We start from the raw sequence: 22,063 nt of genomic DNA on the forward strand, positions 1-22,063 counted from the left end.
AATTCATCCGTCGACGTGAAAATTAGTTCATCTTAACAATCGGCTTCACAGCAACTCCGGATTTAGAATCAGCAAAAGCTTTATTGATATCACTGAAGTCATAGAATTTGACCAGCTTATCAAAAGGAAATCTTCCTTGTTTATAATATTCGATCAATTTAGGGATAAAGAGCTGCGGCACAGCATCCCCTTCAATCGAAGCCACAAGACGCTTTCCAAGTGTGAAAGTAGCCGATTTAGTCAAATCAGGACCACCTGCAACGTAAGCCGCCGTACCCAATGGTTTCAGCGCCTCCACTGCCTGCGCCATAATAAATGGAAGCCCGGTAGTATCCAAAGTATAGTTAACACCACCACCGGTAATTTTACGGATTTCTTCAACCGCATCCACCGATTTTGAATTAATAACATGTGTAGCACCGAGCTCTTTGGCAAGCTCTAAGCGACTGTCTACAATATCAAGCACGATAACTTTTGAGCATCCGATCAAGTGAGCCGCCATTACTGCACTTAAGCCGACACCGCCTGCACCAAAAATGGCAATCGTTTCACCGAAGCTTGGTTTCAGCGTATTGAGCACTGTACCACTTCCGGTCTGAATACCACAGCCTAGTGGTCCTAGAAGTGCAAGATCAACATCCTTGTCTACTTTAACCACACTACGCTCATTCGCAATCGCGAAAGTAGCAAAGGAGGATTGTCCGAAGAAGTTGGACAGACGATGGCCATGCTGCTCAAGCGGAGAAGTGCCGTCTTTCATCACTCCCGCAAAGTTTAAAGCCATAAAGTCATGGCAATAAGCAGGCATGCCCACCAAGCAATTTTCACAATGGCCACACGAAGCAAAGGACAGCACAACATGATCTCCAGGAACAACGGTAGTTACATTCGCTCCAACCTTCTCTACTACACCCGATCCTTCATGACCAAGCACAGCTGGGAAGGGAACCATACTGGCATCACGAGCTGTTGCATCTGTATGACAAACCCCGGAGGCTACAATACGTACAAGCACTTCATTCGCTTTCGGTTCAGCAATTTCAATCTCTTCCAACTCGAATGGAGAGGTGTTGTCTTTCGTGATGGCTGCTTTGATTTTCATTAAGTACACACTCCTTTATGATATAAAACATGAAAAATAAAGTGATAAAAATCATGATTCTTCCGATCGTAATGACAGTGATGCTTGAACATTATGTGAATTTTCGGTTGATCATGGTGGTGATTACGTCTTATAGTATAAAAGGAGTGGTCGAAAAGTAGGTAATCACTAAGAGATCAAAAGTACTTTAGCGTACTTTTGTCACATTTTTGTCAACTCATGTGAACAAGGGGTGACACCATGTATGTAATGAAAACCCATTATAGCTCTGCACAGCGAAAGCTCAACGAATCCCTGTTATCTCTGGTCATAACCAAAGGCTACGATCATACAACAATTTCGGATATTACAGAGCATGCGAAACTTAGCCGGGCGACATTTTATAAATATTATCAAAATAAATCTGAGCTCTTTCATGATCTGGTTACGGATATACAGGAAGGACTTCTTCAATCTGTTCTCATCTCTTTCGAGCACTCGAAGGAAGTTGATTTCAATCAATATCCATCCATGCTGCCTGTGTTGAATTACATTGAAGAACATCGCGACTTTTTCAGCTATTTGTTTAGTAAAAATGTGTCTGGGAAGTTGTTTCTAGACTTTTATTCCTTTCTAGCCTCAAGCTTTACCAGCGAGATCGTATTTAAGCCGAAATCGAACCGCTTGGATGAAGATAGCTCGGCACAGTATCTTTCTCTGGCTTTTTTATCTTTTATGGGGTATTGGGTCCGTTCTAATTTTAAATACTCTGCGGCAAAAATGAACGAACAGCTGAACCGCCTGCATAGGGAGAAGACGGCGAGCTGGTATTTTACTCCCTCCCCTAACGATAAGTCTCTTTCTAACCTACCGAATAGGGAAGATCGACGTGTCACACGTACACGTAATGCAATCAAGCAGGCACTCCTGAGTCTGCTCCAGGATCAGATTCCTGAGGAAAATATCTTGATCAAGAATATTACAGAGAGAGCGGACATCCGAAGAGCTACTTTTTACGATTACTACAGCAATAAAGATGAATTGATCGTGGAGATGCTGGACGAATTGGGAAGCATTATGATCGAGGAGCTTAATGCTGAGCCAATTGGGATAGGTGAGCAGCATCTGATTGCCAGCTGTGAGCGTCTCTTTAAGCTAATAGAGGATCATCATGTGCTGCTTGGCATTTTGGAAAGCCCTGCAAAAGTTGGTCTCGCCATCAATCGCTGGTTTCCCATCTTTCTGAGACACTACCATGCCAAACAGCCGTCCATCTCTTTTGAAAAAGGAATCTACAATTACTATGCAACTGGAGTTATGCTTGAGCTCATCTTCTGTAAGGCAGGGGTTATTCGCAACATCTTCAGCTCCGATGCAACCGCAGAACAAATCATAGCCTTGATTGATCAGAAAGAATATGAACTTGCCTATATATAGAATCTTAATAGACCACACCGGAATATTTTCGGTATGGTCTATTTTAATTTATTTATTTTTTTACAACAGGAATCCAGATCTCACTCCGATAATTCGGCAAGGAGGTATCCTTGCTCTCATTCCACAGCATCTCGGGTCCTGGCGCTGCTTCATAATTAGAAGAAGGGAACCAGTCTGCATAGATTCGGCCCCAAACCTCCTGCAGTTTATCCGGAAAATTACCCACCGCTTCAAACACGGCCCACGTTTGAGCAGGTACTTCAAGGACATGATAGTGCGAAGGCGGTGCCAGTGTCGTTGCTGCTCCAATATAATGATCCAGCTCTCCCTGCTCCTCCATTCTCCCCTCGGAGAATTGCGTTGAGGCACTGATCAAGCCTGCTGGCTCAATGTTGGATAATGCCTTAAGCTCTGTTATACGCTGTTCGTTAAGCTGGCTCCACATGGAAGCAATCTCCGGATTGACGCCGTGAAAGACGATAGGAACCCGCTTATACAGCCCAACAATACGAAAAGCTTCTTTTTCTACAATTCGATAATTCATTTCTTCTCCTCCTCTAATTGACAAGTAGAAGCTTAGCTTGGGATAGGCTTTGAGATTTTTTCCCTGATGGAGGACTTCCGACGGCAGTATGCCATGCATGCTGTGAAAGGCACGAGTAAATGAATCTGGCGAGTTATATCCGTATTTGAGCGCTACATCAATAATTCTGAGCCCCGGCTTCGCCTCCATTAACTCCTGCCCTGCCAGCGTCAGTCTTCTGCGCCGAATATATTCAGAGATCGGAAGTCCGGCGAGAAAGGAAAACATCCGCTTAAAATGATATTCAGAGCAGCCAGCTGCCTTTGCCGCCTGTTTATAATCCAGCTCATCCAATAGATGCTCTTCCATATATTCCATTCCACAGTTCATACCTGTAAGAAAATCCATACCCACACTAGCTTCCTCCTTCGCATTTAGAATAACAGGAGCATAGAGAGATTCTCTCGACTTATGCTGCACCCATTGTGCAGGGTCTGCCTCAACCTTATCTTAGCAAAAAAAGCTGTCCAATCGACTCATCGTTTGGACAGCTCCTATTGGACCCTGAGGGATCGTCTAATGCTGGAAATTGAGCACTAGGGGTACTAAGCATGCTATAGATTCAGCAGCAGCCATTACTTACTTCTGCGCTCTTTGCTTCTCCAGTTCTCTCAGCTCGATCCGGCGGATCTTGCCTGAGCTTGTCTTGGGAAGATCTGAGATAAACTCAATCCGGCGCGGATATTTGTAAGGAGCGGTAATACTCTTCACATGCTGCTGCAGCTCCTTAATAAGCGCATCTGAGCCTTCCACACCGTCCTTCAATACGATAAAGGCTTTGACAATATTCCCGCGGGTTTCGTCTGGACTCGCTACCGCCGCACACTCCTTCACGGCTGTGTGCTTCATCAAGGCTTCCTCGACCTCGAATGGACCAATCGTATAGCCTGAGCTGATAATAATGTCATCACCACGGCCTTCAAACCAGAAATAGCCGTCCTCATCAAGGCTAGCCCGGTCGCCGGTGATGAAGTACTCTCCGAGTGTATTGGCCGGCTTGCGTTCCGGATCCAGATAGTAGCTGCGGAACAAGGCAGGCATTTCAATATGAACCGCGATATTTCCAACCGTTCCTGGTGCCACCGGCTGACCTTCATCGTCCACCACTTGCACGAGCCCCGGCGAGATCGATTGTCCCATCGCTCCCTTGCGGAATGGCATTCCCTTCAGATTCCCGATGAGCAGCGTGCTCTCTGTCTGTCCGTAACCGTCGCGAATCGTAATGTTGAAGTATCGTTCAAAGGTGCTGATGACTTCCAGATTCAGCGGTTCACCCGCCGATACCGCACTGCGCAGAGCAGACAAGTCATATTGCTCCAAACCATCGGATTTGGCCATCAATCGGTACTCCGTTGGTGTACAACAGAGCACATTAATCCGGTATTCCTGCAGCAGTCTGAGATAATGGGAAGAATCAAAGGAGCCGCTGAATACAAAACCGGTCGCTCCATGACCGAGTACAGATAGGAATGGACTCCAGATCCACTTCTGCCATCCCGGTGCCGCGGTTGCCCACACCGTGTCTTCTGGCTGAATATCCAGCCAAGGGGACGTGATGCGCAGATGGGCATAACCCCAGCCGTGTGTATGCACAACCCCTTTGGGGTTGCCCGTCGTACCGGAGGTATAAGTCAGAATTGCAATGTCATCCCGGTGTGTTTCCACGGCTGGACGCATTTCAGGCTGATTCTCCATCAGCTGGCTCAGCATGGACCAGCCCTCTTGCTGCTCTCCTCCCTCAGCCGAGACAGCAATGCGGAAATCAAGCCCAGGCAGCGGCTCTTCGATCCGATTCACTTCATCTGTTACCGTAGACCATGCAATAACAGCCCGAGCCTTGGAATGCTCCAGACGGTAAGACAGGTCCTTCGCTCGCAGCATTTCCGACGAAGGGATGATAACGAGACCCAGCTTGAGACAAGCAATATAAATCGCATAGGCGATGACTCTTCGAGGTACCATGACCAGAACGCGATCACCCTTCGTCAGACCCAGTTTCTCAAGTCCTCCGGCAATCTGATTCGCCTTCTTGATCAGCGCGCCATATGTAATCTCTTCATATTGTCCATGCTCATCTAAGCATTTGAGTGCAATCTTATCCTCACGATGCTGTTCCATTTCCGAAGTCATATTATATAGTTCAGGGGCAACCCAATGTTCATAATTCACGTTCATCTTCTCCTTCGTGACCATGTGTTTGGATTATTATAACATGTCCTAGTACCAGGTGCTAATCCTTTTACCCCTTGCCGAGGATTGAGATGGGAATTATTGTATGATACCTTCTATTGGTTCACTCTGGACTACCGTATTTTGCAGTTGTCCCTCTTCCTTAATCTGGCTCCTAGGACCAAGGATCAGGAAGAGGCGGCAAATCGTTAATTTCTGGTCTTAGGACCAGGCTTTCGTCAAAATAAAAACACCCTGCTCCCAACCCCGGAGTACCGAGCTTGAGCACAAGGTGAGTGAACTTAGATCATATGTATGTACACAGGAGCATCCCCTGCTAGGATAGCATTCCCTTATATACACCGGGTACTGAGCCTTCAATAACAGTGGCTCCCGTAGTTTTGGCATAGAAATCGACGGGTCCTGCTCCTCCGATCACCGCATAGCCATATCCATCCTGCTTCATGTAGTCAAGAGCATAGAGCAGCAGCATTTTGCCGATTCCGCGCCCACGTTCATGCTCATCAACTCCAGTTGGTCCAAAGAAACCCTTAACCGTTGCATCGTAACACGCAAATCCAAGCAGCTTGCCGTTCTCGACAGCAATAAGACATGTGATCGGTGATCTGGCAAATGCAACCTCGCATTCACTTACCCAGCCTTTTCCAAAATGGGCTCCGACCCATTCACTTACAACATGCTTCTCCGGTGCAATTGCCCGGCGGATGGTGACTCCTGTTCGCCCCTCATAGCTGGCTCTCCCTTCCACCTCAGGCAAATCATACAGCTTAACGAGCATATCCGGCATAGTATCCTCCCTAATCGTCTGTTCCTATAGAACAGAATTATGTGCTACCTAGAGTATAGAGGATATCCGCCTCCAAATGCTTGAGCTAATTCGCTCAATATTTTCAAAATCTTGCTGTTTCGAATCCATTTCATTACTTATTAAAAAGGTCCATATGCATAATGTGTGGTCGTTTCACAAACCATGATATAACAAACACCTAAGAAGGAAGGAAAGATAATGAAGAACAAAGACAGCTACAAATTTGCTGAGCTGAATGATCAATCGGAGGCTGTTGAACTGATTCAACGCACTGAGCAGCTGCTTACAGAACAGCACGGGGCGCCGATTACCCTTATTGCTTATGAGTCAGCGAAGGATAAGGATACAGCTGAAGACTAACTTTCTTAGATGAATTCTCTAGAAAGCAATTGTCAGCATAATCATCATCCAGCGAACAAACTCGGAAGGATCAAATTCATCCCAATTAAATGATATTCCGTAATCGACTGAATAGTTAGGAGGCTCGGGAGCAGGTTCTTCAAGGTCATATTGCTCCATGAGTCTCTGCTGAATTTCCTTCGACGTTTCACTTTCCTCAAGACTTAACGGGCCATTGGTCGATTGATCAGCTGATACAGAAGCTGCGTGATCCGCTCCATATGCATCTGCATGAACACCCGATGCGAGGGAAGCGGATAATAGGAGCGTCATAATTACTGCGGTGCATTTTCTTTTTAACATCAAATGAGTTCATCCATTCTGTCTTCATACTTATGTAGTCAAATTCTATTTTAGCAGAAACCGGTAACCTGCACACTTCTGCAAACAGCCGGAAGTATGACTAGAACAGAGAATACAGGATCGCTATAAGATGTAGAACAGCAAGGTAAAGATATGCTTGATATACTGTGCCCACACAGTCAAATTGAGGTCCATTTGGAAGCTTGCTCCTAGATCCCCTATAAAGGATAATATCGAATCGTTAGCCGGGACTGGCTCTTCCAGTCCATAGATCTCTCTCAGTCGCTCTTGTTCTTCTTCAGACACGGCAGCAGCCTCTTTTCATTTTGGAATTATATCCAAATTATACCATATTAAATGACAAAAAAGGCTCTCATAACCCTATGAGTGCCCCCGTGCCTTCTTCATAATTATTGACCTACCTTCTGTCCCCGCGCTTTTCCTACGATTCCTTTCATCCGGCTGCCGCATTTACAAGAGATGCTGTGCTTCAATATTTTTAATTCTCCGCCGCAGACAGGGCAAATTGAACGAACAGAACTCATATCCAAATGTAAATCCTCCTCCATTAAAGATGTTATGCCATTATTTTAATCATTCGATGCTCGGTCTTGCCTATGTCAAAAAGAACAGCTTGCTCCTATCGCTGAATAGAATAGAATGTTGTATGCTATTGATTGTTACATAGAAATGCTTTATAGGAATGTGATATAAAAATTTTACATAAAAAGGAGCATTGAAATCATGAACACACCGTTTCAACCGCCTTACTATGCCGTCATTTTCTCCTCCAAGCGTACAGAAGGGGATAACGGGTACGGCATTATGGCTGACAAGATGGTAGAGCTTGCTTCACGTCAACCCGGCTTTCTTGGTGTTGAATCGGCCCGTGATGAAGAGCTGGGAATCACCGTATCCTATTGGAAGGATCTCGAATCCATTCGTACCTGGAAAGAGCATTCGGCGCATCAGATCGCACAGGAACGCGGCAAAAAGGAATGGTATCGCTCCTTCTCGCTCCGTGTGGCCTTAGTGGAAAGGGATCGTTTTTTTGAAATGTAGCACGCTGATTCCATACATAGAATAACATCTTCTGATTCAAAAACTCCTCATCTTCGTAATATCTTAATATACTCTTCCCTAAACTCTCATACTAAGCTTCTGAATGAATGTTTTATGTGAATCAAAGAATACTATTTAAAGATGGCCCTTGTGACTAGAGGACAAAACAGGCCATCTTTTCTTTGATATTAAGATAATCTTTCCTTAAAATTTGAGTTAGCAGCTTAGCTAGCTCTGCATTTATATTTCCAGTCAGTTAATGATACCGTTTACAAAATAGGGTAATCGTCTGCATCAGCTGCAGTAAACAGAAAAGGAGCGTGAAGATATGAAGAAGCCCAGCAAGCGAACCGTGCTCATCGTAAGGTTTCTTCTAGCTTCACCCGGCCGTTATACCACTGTCCGTGAACTGTCGGATGCACTTGATGTCAGTGAACGAACGATTAAACGCGAGCTGCCCCTTACTGAAGAGTGGCTGGATAAGCAAGGAGTAACCCTGACACGTAAACCGGGCTACGGGCTTATGATCGAGGGAGACGGCAATACTCTTGCTGCACTTGAGACGGAGATGGATTCGATATCGGTAAGTCCTTCCTTCTCAAGAGAGGAACGCCGCTATTTTATTATATCGGAGCTGCTCCTTGCTTCTGAGCCTATTAAGCTGTATGCCTTTGCTTCCAGGTTCAAAGTAACGGAAGGCACACTGAGCAATGATCTGGATCGGATTGAGGAATGGCTCAGCAGCTTCCGTATAGAGCTCATACGTAAACCGGGATACGGCGTATACGTTCAGGGCAATGAAAAAGACGTCCGTACTGCCTTAATCCACCTGCTGCATGAGCATTTGGACGAATATGAATTAATTCATCTCATCAGGGATCGGGATAAAGAAAATGAAGACAATCTGAGTAAAGTGCAGTCTCATATTCGCAATCGTCTCCTAAACCTGGTTGAGGAGAGCACGATTGTGCAGCTTGAGAGATATTTGACCGAGCTGGAGCAGCATATGCAATTGAAGCTGACCGACAGCGCCTTTATCGGCCTAGCCGTCCATCTGGCACTTGCGATTGAACGAATGAGATCAGGTCAACGGATTACCATTCCGTCTCAGGTGCTTCATGAATTGAAGCGTCATCCTTCATTCAAGGCTGCTCAAATGCTGGTGAATCGGCTTGAGGATGCTTTTTCCCTCTCGATTCCCGAAGATGAGACCGGCTATATTACGATGCATTTAAAGGGTGCGGAGATTAAGCTCGATGCCGAAAAGGAAGCGGATTATGAAAATGTCAGCTTTGAGCTGGTACGGCTGGCACGAGATATCCTGAAAAAGGCCGAGGCTCTCACAGGTCTTGAGCTGAAGAGCAACAGCCGCCTCTTCTTTGGCTTCATTAATCATCTCGGTCCCGCTGTTGAACGGCTAAAGCTGGGTCTGGATATACGTAACCCCCTGCTTAGACAGATTAAAGAGCAATACGCAAGTGTATACGATATTGCACGTAATTGCTCCAAGGTACTTGAAGAATATGTCGGGCTGCCCATACCAGATGCCGAAATTGGCTATATTGCGCTCCATCTTGGAGCCATGCTGGAATATGCGGAAGCCAAATACATGAAAAATTCTGTTCAGGTATTGGTTGTCTGTGCAAGCGGGATTGGGACTTCCAGTCTGCTCCAAACCCGAATCCGCAAGGAATTTCCGTCGCTTCACATTGCTGCTGTGGTATCTGCTGCTGAAACGGAAAGCTATGAAGATCAGGTTGACCTCATCATCTCAACAGTGGATCTCGTCAGCCGGCTGCCCGTCGTGCGCGTGTCCCCCTTGCTTGGTGAAAGAGACATCGAGAAAGTCAGAGCCATGCTTGAGGATACATCTCCACATACGGACCGGGTACCGCTGAGTAAGGAAACCTCGGGTTCACTTGCTGAATCACTGCAGAAGCAAAAAAGGCTGATTGAAGGCATTCAGGACCTTCTGAATAACCTTGTGATCCAGGATGGAGCTCACTTTGGTTCGATTGATGAGCTAATTGAGAGAATCGCCGGGAATTATGCCAAGGATGAAGCCGGAACGTCCCAGTTAATTCAAGAGCTGCAAGAGAGAGAGAAGCTCGGCGAGACGATTCTGTCCCAGGAAGGCATCTTCCTGCTTCATTGCCGCTCCACTGTCATTTCGAAGCTGGCGCTGAGCGTTCTCCGATTCACGGAGCCGATCACGTACGGTGCGGATAAGGAGGCTCGGTTGTCTGCAGCCATCGTACTGCTCGCTCCGCGAGGCAGTGACCGAACCTACCTTGAGGCAGCCAGTGAAGTCAGCAAGTCACTGATTGACCGTCCCGGCTTTGCCGCCCGCCTGACAGACGGCACCTCGGCAGCATTAAGTTTGGATATCCAGGGCATTATGAAAGACTTGTATTTACGAAAAATAGAACAATATACAATGGAGGTTGAACAATTATGAGTACGCTCGAACAAAGCGCTCCGGCTCCGAAGAAGACCGGAGGAGTCAAGCAGGCCACACAGAAGTTTGGCCGGTTTCTCAGCGCTATGGTGATGCCGAATATCGGTGCTTTTATTGCCTGGGGCTTCCTGACGGCTCTCTTCATTGAAGCCGGATATCTGCCTAACGAAGATCTGGCTTCTCTCGTAGATCCCATGATTAAATACCTGCTTCCTCTGCTAATTGCCTACAGCGGCGGTAAAGCAATCCATGATCATCGCGGCGGTGTGCTTGGTGCCATTGCAGCAATGGGGGTTATTGTCGGTGCAGACATCCCGATGTTCATCGGTGCCATGATTATGGGCCCGCTCGCCGGTTATGTTATTAAGCAATTTGACAAGTATATTGGCAGCAAGACGCCATCCGGATTCGAAATGCTCGTCAATAACTTCTCCGCAGGAATTATCGGTATGCTGCTGGCCATTGCCGGATTCTACGGCGTCGGTCCAGTCGTATCCGCATTTACTGATCTGCTGGCATCCGGAGTGGATGCCATTCTGGGCTGGGGATTGCTCCCGCTCGCATCGATCTTTATCGAGCCAGCCAAAATCCTGTTCTTGAACAACGCGATTAACCATGGCATACTCAGCCCGATCGGGATCCAGCAGGCGGGTGAGTTCGGTAAATCGATCATGTTCCTGCTCGAAGCGAATCCAGGCCCTGGTCTTGGACTGCTGCTGGCCTACTCGATCTTTGGCAAGGGCTCGATCAAAGGCTCTGCGCCAGGTGCAGCCATTATTCATTTCTTTGGCGGTATTCATGAAGTGTACTTCCCGTATGTCCTGATGAAGCCAATTATGTTTGTATCTGTCATCGTATCCGGTATGGCAGGGGTATTTACCTTCAGCCTGCTTGATGCAGGTCTTATTGCTGCAGCTTCACCCGGCAGTATCATTGCTCTTATGCTCATGTCTCCAAAAGGCGGCTACATTCCGGTTATCGCCGGTGTGCTTGTAGCTGCTGTCGTATCCTTCCTGCTCTCTTCCCTCTTCCTTCGCAGATCTGCTGCGACAGATGAGGATCTCGACAAGGCAAAGGAAGCGGTATCGGATCTGAAGAACAGCAGCAAAGGCATCAGCACAAATGAAACGGCTGGTACTGCTGATCTGAGTAATAAAGCACACATTAACAAAATCATTTTTGCATGTGATGCAGGTATGGGATCAAGCGCAATGGGCGCTACTTCGTTCCGTAAGAAAGTGAAGAATGCAGGTCTTCCCATTGAGGTTACCAACACGGCTATCGAAAATATTCCGCTGGATGCAGACCTTGTAGTCACGCAGCAAAATTTAACACCGAGAGCGAAGGCTAAGGCTCCAAATGCAGTACACGTATCGATTGATAATTTTGTAAACAATCCAATTTACGATAAGCTGATTGAAGAATTGAAAGCAAAGGCAGAACAGCCTGACACTTCTCCTGTTCCGGAATACGCACAGGAGGATGTAACAGAAAGTTTGGATAAGACCTTCCCTGAGGATGCCGTGAACACAAAGAATAACGGCGAAACCGATGGCAGCGGAGTGCTTCGCAAAGAGAATATCGTCCTTCAGCTTCCATCTGTAAGCAAAGAGGATGCAATCCGCCGCGCGGGTGAATCCCTCGTCTCCGCCGGATATGTGCAGCCGCATTACGTGGATGCCATGATTGAACGGGAAGGTGTAGCAACGACCTATATTGGCAATGGTGTAGCGATCCCTCACGGTGTAGGTGAGGCGAAGAAGGAAATCAAAACGAGCGGAATCGTCATCCATCAGTATCCAGAAGGTGTCGAATTCGAAGGCGGTACGGCATATCTGGTCATCGGTATTGCCGGAGCAGGCCGTGAGCATCTGCAGATTCTTACCAAAATTGCTGAGGCTATCGAGGATGAATCTACCGTGACAAGACTGGCCAGAGTTACAGATCCAGACGAATTGTATAACACTTTCGGGGTATAAGACTTACATTAAACGCAATCTTCATATAAAGGCGGGAATAACAATGAAAAAAGCAATACAATTTGGGGCAGGTAATATCGGGCGCGGCTTTATCGGCGCCCTTCTCTCCCAGGCAGATTATCATGTCGTTTTTGCCGATATTAACGAAGAAATGATCAATGAACTGAACAACAAGAAGAGCTATCAGATCCACATCCTAGATCTGGAGCAAAGACAAGAGACGATTACCAATGTATCCGGCGTGTTGTCCAATGGACCAGACATTGTAAATACGATTGAAGAAGCCGACATCATTACGACTGCGGTAGGTCCTAATGTGCTGAAGATGATTGCCTCAACCTTGGCTGCTGGTATTGAAGCGCGCCGTGCTTCTGGACAAGGCACACTCAATATCATTGCCTGTGAAAATATGGTGGGTGCAACCAGTCATCTGAAGGAACAGGTGTATACGCATCTATCGGCTGAAGCAAGAGCTTATGCGGATGAGCATGTCGGCTTTGCCAACTGCTCCGTAGACCGGATCGTCCCTCCTTATGAGGGAGAGAACATACTGGATGTCGGCGTGGAATCCTTCTATGAATGGATCGTTGAAGAGCCTTCCCTCAAGGGGGAAACACCTCACATTCCAGGAATGAAGCTGACAGACAATCTGCTGGCTTATGTGCAGCGCAAGCTGTTCACCTTGAACACGGGGCATGCCATCACCGCTTATCTCGGTTTCCTGGCAGGTACAGACACGATTGAGGAGAGCATTAATCACGAAGCAATCCGTCCGGTCGTTCGCCAGGCGATGGAAGAAAGCGGCGAAGCTCTGATCAAGAAGCATGGGTTTGATAAGGATGAGCATTACAAATACATCGACAAAATCGAGAACCGCTTCAAAAACCCATATATTCGGGATGAAGTCATCCGCGTAGGACGCGAACCTCTTCGCAAGCTAGGTAGAAATGACCGTCTCGTAGGTCCAGCCAACATGGCGATTGAATATGGGCTTCCGCACGAGGGGTTGCTGACCGGCATTGCTGCGGCCTTTCATTATGACAATCCGCAGGACCCGCAATCGCTTGAACTGCAAAGTCTGATCAAGTCCAAAGGAATTGAAGCTGCCATCACAGAAGTGACGGGAATTGCTTCTGGCAGTGAGGATCATCAGGCCATCCATAAGAAATATTTAGAACAAACCAACTAAGTTGTTATTAGGAACGCCCTTCTGAACTGCGGTTCAGGAGGGTTATTTTTATGATTACGCAGCTGGATCTCCACTGATTTTTGCATATCTCGCTTCTTTTGAACTATGGTAAACTGTTGAAAGAGGCGGTATTACAATTATTGGAAGGGGTTTATTTCATTCATGCCTAAGATTCTCAGCTGTTATCCAGAAGGTAAATTGAAAGCGCTAACGATGAGTTATGATGACGGTGTCCTCTCGGATCGGCGATTAGCCGCTATTTTTAATGAGAATGGGATCAGAGGTACCTTTCATATTAATTCGGGAATGTTTGGTGATTCTAGATATCGTGCCCGTCTGACAGAGAACGAATCATTGGAAGTCTATCAAGGTCATGAAGTCTCCGTACATACCGTGACTCATCCATCTATTGCGCGCTGTCCCAGAGAGCAGGTGCTCTATGAGATCATGGAGGACCGCAAAAACCTCGAGGCGCTGTTTGGTTATCCTGTCCGAGGCATGTCCTATCCTAACGGCTCCTATAGTCAGGAAATTATCGAGATGCTCCCCGTGTTCGGCATTGAATATGCACGTGTCGTACAGACATCGGGAGGCTATCAGCTGCCGGAGAATTTTCTCGAATGGAAGGCGACCTGTCACCATAACCAGAACCTGATGCAGCATGCAGAGACGTTCGTTTCACTACCGCGGAAGAACATCCACCTGATGTACGTCTGGGGCCACAGCTATGAGTTCGATGATCAGGATAACTGGTATGTTATTGAAGAATTCAGCAAGTTTATTGGTGGACGTGAGGACATCTGGTATGCCACGAATATCGAAATTGTGGATTATGTGAAAGCATATAAGAGCTTAAGATTCTCGGCCGATCAGCATCTGGTGTATAATCCTTCTGCTTCTAGCGTATGGGTGCTGCTGGACGAACAGCCTGTTGAGATCAAGGGCGGCAGTATCACAACTCTATTCTAGTATTTGAGCCAATGACCTCTTCTCCATGCGCATCAAAGCTATACCTCGTTCTGAACCTCCTCCCCTCAAATAAAGGAATAATGACATGCCGATGACAATATCGGCCCCTCCCTCTTCTCTTCCTTCCATGACTTACCAAGCACAAGCGATGCCGTAATCCAGACGATGCGACCACAAGCTTCTATGTACGGCAGTTTATATTAAGTTTATTTACTTGTGCTAGAGTGAGAGCGATCAATATAGGAGGGGGAATTACAGTTGAGAAGAATACTAAGTCCCATCACCGACTGGGTCTCGACCAAACGAGGGATGTGGATTACCATTGTGGTCTGGCTGGCAGCCATGATTGGCTTAAGCGCAGGCCCTATGCTGAGTGAATACAAGGTGACCAACTTCCAGTCGCTCCCGGATGAAGCCCAATCCATCATAGCGGAGCAAAAATTAGCGGAAACGTTTCCTAATGAACAAGGAGCCCCAGGTATCCTCGTTTTTCATAACGAATCAGGGGGAATCGACGTTGATGAAGTTAGGCAGATTCTGAGTGGAATCATCTCGGCTAATATTGAAGGTGTCGATTCCATTGTCGATATCAGCGCATTGCCGGATCAGGCGCTGTCAGGCTTCACCTCGGAAGACGGATCCACCATGATTGTTCCCATGAGCCTGGAGGCTGGACTTGGCAACAGCCAATACTCAGAGATTAATGATGAAGCCTATGAAATCGGCAGTGAAATTGCAAAAGATCTTGACACCAAGTTTTATATCACCGGCCCCGCCGGAATTGCCGGCGATACCGTCAAGCTGTTTGAGCAGGCTGACCTCGTCCTGCTGCTTGCCACAATTTTTATCATTCTTATTTTACTGATTGTCATTTACCGTTCTCCGCTTCTGGCCATCATTCCGCTGCTTGCTACGGTCATTGTATATCAAGTAGCGAATCAATCGATCGCTCTGATGGGTGCAGCCGGGCTGGAAATTAACAACTCGACGACCTCGATCGTGAGCATCCTGCTGTTTGCGGCCGTAATCGACTACTCGCTATTCGTATTCTCGCGCTATCGTGAGGAATTGAACAAATATGAAAGTAAATATACGGCGATGCAGCACGCCATGCGGGCCACGGGTGAACCCGTGTTTTTTGCAGGTGGTACTGTACTCGCAGCTATGCTCATTCTATTTTTCACGGATTTCCGCGATTATCAAAACTTTGCGCCTGTATTTGGGCTGGCCATGTTTATCATTATGCTGGCTTCCGTGACCCTGGTACCTGCCTTGTTTACGCTGTTCGGGCGTAAAGCTTTCTGGCCTAGAGCTCCTAAAATCGGGCAGGAGCAAGAAATTAAGCACGGCATTTGGGGTCCGATCGCCAAGTTTGTCGTCAACAAGCCGCTGTTAATTGGCGGAATCGTCGCTGTCTTTATGGTGATTACGGCGCTGAATGTGTTTAACCTGAGATATGAATTTGACACGGTCAAGAAATTTCCCGAGGATTTGCCTTCACGCGTAGGCTATGAAATCGTCGAATCGAAATTCAACAAGGGCGAGCTTGCCCCTTCCACAGTTCTGTTGGAATCCGAGGCTGCTCTGTCTGAGGATCAGATCAATCAATTTCTAGGGAAGTTGGAGAACTACGAAGAGATTAGCTCGGTTCGTACTTCTGGCATCACGGAGGATACCACGGCAGCCAAGTTCAGTGTTGCTCTGACGATGAACCCCTACTCTACAGAGGCCATAGACTTTGTTGAAGAACTTCGCAGCCAATCCGAAGCAATCCTTAACGAATTATCCTTGCAGGGGGACGTTTACTTCGGCGGTGTCACAGCCAAACTAGTCGATGAACGGACTACAAACAATAGTGATATCGTTAGGGTCGTCATTCTGGAAACCATTCTGATTCTGGTACTTCTCATCGTATTAACTCGTTCATTAAAAATGTCGATTTACATGATAGCGACCATACTAATTTCTTATGTGTCTGCTCTGGGGCTTGGTCTATTCCTGGTGGATGTGCTGTTTGGATATGATGCAATCAGTACCCGGGTTCCCGTTTATGCGTTTATTTTCCTGGTGGCGCTCGGCATTGACTATAACATTATTTTGATTTCACGCTTTCTCGAAGAGAGAAAAACACGGAAAGTTAAAGATGCTCTTGAAGTAGCCATTCGCAATACCGGAGGCGTTATTTCCTCGGCAGGTGTCATATTGGCTGCAACGTTTGCCGCCCTGACGACGATGCCGATTGCCGATCTCTTTGTGTTCGGGTTTATAGTTGCGATTGGAATATTAATTGATACGTTTCTGGTAAGAGGTATGCTGCTGCCATCCTTAATCTTGTTCTTTGAAAAAGATAAGGATATGCAGCAACGCTCATCCTAAGCGCAGAAGGTATGGAGGGGATTCTCGTGAAAATTTTAGTCGTGGATGATGATTATGATATCCTGCAGCTCGTGACGATTCATCTAACCCGTGAAGGCTACGAGGTTATACAAGCCCAGAACGGACAGATTGCCCTTAAGCTGCTAGAGGAGACGGAGGTTAACCTGGCTATTGTGGATGTCATGATGCCCGGGATGGACGGCTTCTCCTTAACTAAAATTTTAACAAAAGAGCTGGAAATCCCCGTCATTCTTCTAACTGCAAAAGGACAGCTGGCCGATAAGGAGCAAGGGTTCAAATCGGGTACTGAGGATTATCTGGTGAAGCCGTTCGAGCCGAAGGAATTGCTGTTTCGGGTAGCTGTAGTTTTGCGGCGCTATGGCAGGGCCATGGAAAGTATCCTGAAGGTCGGGAATGTCAAAATCAACCGAAACGATTTTGAAGTCGTCATTAATGAAGAAACGATTCTGTTCCCACTAAAAGAGTTTGAGCTGCTGACGATGCTCGCGACCCGAGTTAACAAGGTTACACCCCGAACTCTTCTGCTCGATCAGGCGTGGGGCGAGGATTATGAGGGCAATGAGCAGACATTAAATACACATATGAACCGGATCCGCGAGCGGCTGAAGCGATATGGTGCTGCAATTGAAATTCAGACGATCCGCGGGGTCGGTTATAAGCTAGAGGCGACCGAATGAGAACCTTATACCGAGAGTTTATTTCAGCGATCCTGCTTATTCTAGGAATCAGTGTATTCATCGGGTTTGTACTGGCTAACATTGTTTACCTTGTATTCACCAAGGGCGAAATGACCGAGCAAAATTTAGAGGTTGCCGAGCAAATTGTTTACGTTCTTGAAGAAATGCATGTGGAGTCCCCTTCCATCCAGCCCTATCTGCAGTCTGTTGGACAACTAGGCTACCAGATTTATCTTGTTGACCGAGCTGGAAATGCCATTACCTTTGGCCAGCCCTTTGAAAAGAGCAGCCTGCCCGATCAGACGCTGGAGCGGGTACTGCAGGGGGAGAACTATATGGGCAAGGAAGGCTTTTGGAATCAGCTCTGGATGATGGGCCATTTCTCGAATGATATCAGGAACACGGTTGGCCTCCCCTTACAGATTGATGACCAGTCTTACGCATTGTTTATAAAGCCGAACAGCAAGATCTTGTTCTCTGATATTCATATGATGCTGGCCGGATTCATTGTTGCCATTGCCTTTGTAAGCGTAGTGGGTGTGATTATCATGACCAAGCGGCTTATTCACCCCATATCCGAATTATCGGAGGCGACCAAAGCGATTGCCAATGAAGATTTTACGTATACGCTGAAAATCAACCGGCAGGATGAGATTGGCCAGCTGGCCGATAACTTCCTGCGAATGCAGCAGCAGCTCATGCATAATGATGTTGCAAGAAAATCCTTCATCAATAATGTGTCTCACGACTTTCAGTCGCCTTTGATGAATATTCAGGGATATGCGGAGCTGCTCCTCAATCCGAAAATGGATGAAAAGGAGCGGCTTCAATATGCAGGCATCGTCAATGATGAGGCCAGAAGATTATCCAATCTGACGAAGCAGCTTCTGCTGATTACGTCCCTGGATCAATCCGGCTACCCCATAAAGAAGAGCTGTATCCGGCTGGACTTGCAGATTAAGGAATCCATTAAGAAGCATCAATGGAGCCTGCAGGACAGGAACCTGACCATTTCATACAAGCTGGACGAAGTCATGTTCTTCTCGGACCCGGAGCTGCTTGCGACCGTATGGGACAATCTGCTTACGAATGCGATCAAATATAATCAGCCAAATGGACATATCTTTATTTCATGCAGTAGAGATCAAGATCAGATTATACTCACTTTTCAGGACAGCGGTGTGGGCCTGTCGGAAGAGTCAGCGGGTCAGGTGTTCGAGCGTTTCTTCCGCGTGGATACGACTCGCAAAAGAGACGGGACGGGCCTTGGTCTGTCTATTGTAAAGGAGATTATTACGCTATTAAACGGAAGTATCACGCTTGAGAGCAAGCTGTCGAAGGGCACCACCTTTACCGTGATTTTTAGAGACGAAAGGAATTGATCAATACATGGAGAAAATCTGGAGCATTCGATTAATACGCTTTGCAGCGCTGTTCGGCATACTCGGGACCTTTATCGGGTCCCAAATGTCCGGAAGTATGGATTATTCCATGCGACCCATTCATGCGCACATCTTGCTGGTGGGATGGCTGTCCGTATTTGCCTTTGGAATCTTTTATAAAGTATACAAAGTAAGATCTAAAATGCTGGTTGCAGTCCAAGGCTGGCTGGCTATGCTTGGCGCCTTCGGCTTGACCTTTGGAATGTGGATGTACAGTATGAATCCGTTCCAATGGGACGAGACCTTGGTAATGATTCTCTTCATCGTAGGTGGTTCGCTGCTGCTCTTGGCGTTTTTGTTGTTTGCCATCATTACTTTTCTAATAGAAAAAGAATAGCATAATAATGCTTGTCCCGACGCTCTTATTGAGATCGCTGTTTCTCTTTTGTAATAGGGCAAGAACATACTTAGCCTGTTTTTATGAGAAAAATCTTATCCCCTGCAATTTTGCAGGGGATTTGTGTTTTCTGCAGAATGAATAATATATTCAATTCCCCTATGCATACGAATCTCATTCCACTGCACTGCCTGCATACGAATCTAGTACACTCCACTGCTTACTCAACAAATTACAGAATCTCCTAATACACATGTATATATTATAGGCCTTAAGTCATACTGTTTCATATGAGCGAAAATGATTTAATATAAAGTAAGCGATTTCAAAAATAAGTCTTCATTTTTCTCTCCCTTCTACCGACATAGTTATTATGAACTAAAAGCATGCGCGAATGGAGGAATCCATATGATTCAAGAACTACGAAAGGCCGAACGAAAAAGATACAATGTACACTTATCTCTAACGGACGGATCTACTTATTCCGGTATCGTAAGTTTGAATATGGGTCAAATGAAGCTTAGGCTAAAGTATCGTGGAGGCATTGTTACCGTTCCCTTCCATGAGATCAAGCACTGCTCGACACTCATCCCCATGTCTGTATAATCGTTACACATGATCTAAGCTCTTATAATGAAGAAACAGCTCATTCCTAATGAGCTGTTTCTGCCAGTTGACTATACTACCGACCATTTAATATTCCATATTCCATCCTCATGAAATGGTCCAACTTGAACTGCAGTTATTCTGCCTAACTTCCGATAAAAAATAGTGCGACCGCCCCCACGGCGAGCAGTAGGAACGACACAACTGCGGTCCATCTTCTATACTCTATGTATCGAATTACATACACCAGCGCCATCACAACAAAGAACCAGCCCATTGAGAATCCCGCATTCATGAAACCAATAACCAGCATGATAAATGCAAGCACAGTCAGCCCTGCCTCCAGCTTTGCCAGCATCGGATTACGCTCCTTCTTGTCCTTCGAATTAAAAATTTGAATCACCTCCTCAGCCATTTCATAATGTCATTTTATTGAACCGTCGTATCTATTAAATACACTCGACCCTCAAATCCGCCACGCAGTTTTTGCTTTTCCACCCTTTTGTTCTCCAATTCTTCAGGCGTAGAGCCGTGTACCTTTGACAATGCCCTAATAACTTCAAGCACATCTGCCAGTTCACCAAGAGCTTCTTCATCATGATCTGTGGCATAGTATTCCTCTATTTCTTCCATCAACTTCGCCCTCAGCTCAGATCTATATTGCTCCTGATCAAGCACCGTAATTCTGCAAGAATCCCCCTTCGAAGCGATAATCGTTGGAATTTGATCCCGAACGAGCTTATTGTAAGTTTTTTTCTCGCCAGTAAAGGAAGCTTCTGATTGTCCTCCAGTCCCTACGATCACGATTTCATTGCCTTCCTCTTCGCTAGATACCGATGCAGATTGAAACCCATGGAATTCCTTAAATCGTGTTCCATTTTAGTATAAATCAATTTTATAGGCCATGCTCTAGTCTCCCCTTATGCTGAAGAATGGTGATCACCCATGATTAAATCCAATTATACCATTTCTACATAAGGCTTTTTACCTGCTTCAAGTAGTCTTCACCTTTAACAAAAAAACAACCGTTCCAAACAAGCAGTATAGCATGAAAAAACCTGCTATATGCCCGAAGAACGGTTGTTTGTAAGCATCATGCTTTTGACACGAATGCCTAACGTCTCAGTACTTTACTCATCGCCTCAAGGAGGGTATGGGAAGCATCACATTTATACTCCCAGAACATGATGCCCGCAAGCCCCTGTTCAATGACATACTCGCATTTTGCTGTAATAGATTCCGGATCATCGTAAGAGATGAACGTGCTGCCGTTAAACAAATACGGCGCCTTCGCCTCCTCATCCCAGTACCTCGTGTATCCATCATTATTGATATAATCTGCTGACAACTCCGTATAATCCGGTCCAAATCCTCCGGTTGTCGCTGCCATCTGGTGCAGACCGTTATTCCTCGCCGGCACGCCTGCCCACTTGCGGGAATAGAACGCGGCTCCAATGACGATCTTATCCATCGGAACACCTGCCTTGTGGAACATGTTCACCGAAGCATCTGTGCTGATTCGGTACAAGTCCCCTGTCGCCGTATAGAGACTCGTGTGATGCCCGGTCAACACTTGGAAGCCTCCGCGCATGTCATAAGTCATTAGCTGCACGTAATCAACATAGGGCACGATGTGCTCCATCTCCGTACCGTCAATATAATATTGATCCGCACCGGCAGCAATGCTTAGCATGTAATGCCTGTTCTCCTGTTCACCCACCTGATCCAGCTCTTCCCTGATCGTACTCAGCAGCCGCGTGAAGTTCTGCTTGTCCATGGGAGAGGCAGCAATGCCTGCCTGACCATAACATGGGTATTCCCAGTCCAAATCTATGCCGTCCAGCGAATAGGTCTTCACGGCGCGGGCTGCTGATGCTGCAAGCCTCAGCCTGCCGTCCTCGGTTGCTGCTGCTTCAGAGAAGCCGCCGCTGCTCCACCCGCCTACAGACAGAATGATCTTCAGATCGGGATACTTCTCCTTCATGACCGGGATCTGCTCCATATTGTGCAGATGGCTGGTTTGAATTACGCCGTTCTGAATGATGCCAAAAGCAATATTGATGTGTGTCATCCGGCCTAGATCCGTTACTGTGACTTCATCCAGACTATGATGACTGACATATCCAATGATCCATTTACTGCTCAT

Annotated in this window: 22 protein-coding genes; 12 read left to right on the forward strand and 10 right to left on the reverse strand. The window is 46.5% G+C overall.

Features of this window, described 5'->3' with window-relative positions; genetic code table 11:
• Positions 1 to 22: 22 nt before the first annotated feature.
• Complete coding sequence (locus BK126_RS08765; protein ID WP_076312172.1) at positions 23 to 1,102, reverse strand: NAD(P)-dependent alcohol dehydrogenase; 1,080 nt, start codon at positions 1,100 to 1,102, stop codon at positions 23 to 25.
• 240 nt (positions 1,103 to 1,342) lie between these two features.
• On the opposite strand from BK126_RS08765, the gene BK126_RS08770 reads away from it, so the two are divergent.
• Positions 1,343 to 2,518, forward strand: a complete 1,176-nt coding sequence (locus tag BK126_RS08770; protein ID WP_076312173.1) for a TetR/AcrR family transcriptional regulator — start codon at positions 1,343 to 1,345, stop codon at positions 2,516 to 2,518.
• A 52-nt stretch (positions 2,519 to 2,570) separates the two neighbouring features.
• On the opposite strand, the gene BK126_RS08775 is transcribed toward BK126_RS08770, so the two are convergent.
• The 3 genes from BK126_RS08775 to BK126_RS08785 form a co-directional block, all read right to left on the reverse strand.
• Positions 2,571 to 3,449, reverse strand: coding sequence for an AraC family transcriptional regulator (locus tag BK126_RS08775; RefSeq protein WP_076312621.1), 879 nt, complete (start codon positions 3,447 to 3,449; stop codon positions 2,571 to 2,573).
• Positions 3,450 to 3,680: 231 nt separating this feature from the next.
• A complete protein-coding gene (locus BK126_RS08780; protein WP_256702793.1) occupies positions 3,681 to 5,231 on the reverse strand; it encodes an acetate--CoA ligase in 1,551 nt (516 codons plus the stop codon).
• Between the two features lie 376 nt (positions 5,232 to 5,607).
• A complete protein-coding gene (locus BK126_RS08785) occupies positions 5,608 to 6,078 on the reverse strand; it encodes a GNAT family N-acetyltransferase (RefSeq protein WP_076312175.1) in 471 nt (156 codons plus the stop codon).
• 219 nt (positions 6,079 to 6,297) lie between these two features.
• Between BK126_RS08785 and BK126_RS29360 the strand changes: the two genes are divergently transcribed.
• Entirely contained in the window at positions 6,298 to 6,459 is a 162-nt protein-coding gene (locus tag BK126_RS29360) for a hypothetical protein (protein WP_177178798.1), read from the forward strand.
• Positions 6,460 to 6,477: 18 nt separating this feature from the next.
• Here the strand turns inward: BK126_RS29360 and BK126_RS08790 are convergent, their stop codons facing one another.
• The 3 genes from BK126_RS08790 to BK126_RS29365 all read right to left on the reverse strand — a co-directional run bounded on the left by BK126_RS08790 (position 6,478) and on the right by BK126_RS29365 (position 7,352).
• Complete coding sequence (locus tag BK126_RS08790; protein WP_076312176.1) at positions 6,478 to 6,801, reverse strand: hypothetical protein; 324 nt, start codon at positions 6,799 to 6,801, stop codon at positions 6,478 to 6,480.
• 123 nt (positions 6,802 to 6,924) lie between these two features.
• Positions 6,925 to 7,107, reverse strand: a complete 183-nt coding sequence (locus BK126_RS08795; RefSeq protein ID WP_076312177.1) for a hypothetical protein — start codon at positions 7,105 to 7,107, stop codon at positions 6,925 to 6,927.
• A 104-nt stretch (positions 7,108 to 7,211) separates the two neighbouring features.
• Positions 7,212 to 7,352 carry a hypothetical protein gene (locus BK126_RS29365; protein ID WP_179085491.1) on the reverse strand — a complete coding sequence of 47 codons (141 nt, stop codon included), beginning with the start codon at positions 7,350 to 7,352 and terminating at the stop codon, positions 7,212 to 7,214.
• Between the two features lie 193 nt (positions 7,353 to 7,545).
• Between BK126_RS29365 and BK126_RS08800 the strand changes: the two genes are divergently transcribed.
• The 10 genes from BK126_RS08800 to BK126_RS08845 all read left to right on the forward strand — a co-directional run bounded on the left by BK126_RS08800 (position 7,546) and on the right by BK126_RS08845 (position 19,917).
• Positions 7,546 to 7,863 carry an antibiotic biosynthesis monooxygenase family protein gene (locus BK126_RS08800; RefSeq protein ID WP_076312178.1) on the forward strand — a complete coding sequence of 106 codons (318 nt, stop codon included), beginning with the start codon at positions 7,546 to 7,548 and terminating at the stop codon, positions 7,861 to 7,863.
• 328 nt (positions 7,864 to 8,191) lie between these two features.
• Positions 8,192 to 10,321 (forward strand): BglG family transcription antiterminator, encoded by a 2,130-nt coding sequence (locus BK126_RS08805; RefSeq protein ID WP_076312179.1) that lies wholly within the window; start codon positions 8,192 to 8,194, stop codon positions 10,319 to 10,321.
• Positions 10,318 to 12,300, forward strand: coding sequence for a PTS mannitol transporter subunit IICBA (locus BK126_RS08810; protein WP_076312180.1), 1,983 nt, complete (start codon positions 10,318 to 10,320; stop codon positions 12,298 to 12,300). Before BK126_RS08805 ends, BK126_RS08810 begins: the two co-directional genes overlap by 4 nt.
• Positions 12,301 to 12,343: 43 nt before the next feature.
• A complete protein-coding gene (locus tag BK126_RS08815; protein WP_076312181.1) occupies positions 12,344 to 13,489 on the forward strand; it encodes a mannitol-1-phosphate 5-dehydrogenase in 1,146 nt (381 codons plus the stop codon).
• A 162-nt stretch (positions 13,490 to 13,651) separates the two neighbouring features.
• Positions 13,652 to 14,458: a polysaccharide deacetylase family protein gene (locus BK126_RS08820; RefSeq protein ID WP_076312182.1), complete on the forward strand. Its 807-nt coding sequence runs from the start codon at positions 13,652 to 13,654 to the stop codon at positions 14,456 to 14,458.
• A gap of 309 nt (positions 14,459 to 14,767) precedes the next feature.
• On the forward strand, positions 14,768 to 16,834 hold the full coding sequence (locus BK126_RS08825) for an MMPL family transporter (protein ID WP_445321894.1): 2,067 nt from the start codon (positions 14,768 to 14,770) through the stop codon (positions 16,832 to 16,834).
• A gap of 26 nt (positions 16,835 to 16,860) precedes the next feature.
• The gene (locus BK126_RS08830) at positions 16,861 to 17,532 is read left to right on the forward strand and encodes a response regulator transcription factor (protein WP_076312184.1); all 672 of its coding nucleotides are present in this window, start codon (positions 16,861 to 16,863) and stop codon (positions 17,530 to 17,532) included.
• Entirely contained in the window at positions 17,529 to 18,914 is a 1,386-nt protein-coding gene (locus BK126_RS08835; RefSeq protein ID WP_076312185.1) for a sensor histidine kinase, read from the forward strand. The genes BK126_RS08830 and BK126_RS08835 overlap by 4 nt, the downstream gene beginning before the upstream one ends.
• Positions 18,915 to 18,921: 7 nt before the next feature.
• Positions 18,922 to 19,311 (forward strand): hypothetical protein, encoded by a 390-nt coding sequence (locus BK126_RS08840; protein WP_076312186.1) that lies wholly within the window; start codon positions 18,922 to 18,924, stop codon positions 19,309 to 19,311.
• Positions 19,312 to 19,719: 408 nt separating this feature from the next.
• Positions 19,720 to 19,917, forward strand: a complete 198-nt coding sequence (locus tag BK126_RS08845; protein WP_047913413.1) for a hypothetical protein — start codon at positions 19,720 to 19,722, stop codon at positions 19,915 to 19,917.
• 145 nt (positions 19,918 to 20,062) lie between these two features.
• On the opposite strand, the gene BK126_RS08850 is transcribed toward BK126_RS08845, so the two are convergent.
• The 3 genes from BK126_RS08850 to BK126_RS08860 form a co-directional block, all read right to left on the reverse strand.
• Complete coding sequence (locus tag BK126_RS08850) at positions 20,063 to 20,275, reverse strand: hypothetical protein (protein ID WP_090726301.1); 213 nt, start codon at positions 20,273 to 20,275, stop codon at positions 20,063 to 20,065.
• 71 nt (positions 20,276 to 20,346) lie between these two features.
• A complete protein-coding gene (locus BK126_RS08855; protein WP_256702752.1) occupies positions 20,347 to 20,721 on the reverse strand; it encodes a nucleoside triphosphate pyrophosphohydrolase in 375 nt (124 codons plus the stop codon).
• Positions 20,722 to 21,031: 310 nt separating this feature from the next.
• A complete protein-coding gene (locus BK126_RS08860) occupies positions 21,032 to 22,063 on the reverse strand; it encodes a glycoside hydrolase family 18 protein (RefSeq protein WP_076312188.1) in 1,032 nt (343 codons plus the stop codon).

This window comes from Paenibacillus sp. FSL H7-0326, from assembly GCF_001955535.1.
Classification (GTDB): domain Bacteria; phylum Bacillota; class Bacilli; order Paenibacillales; family Paenibacillaceae; genus Paenibacillus; species Paenibacillus shunpengii.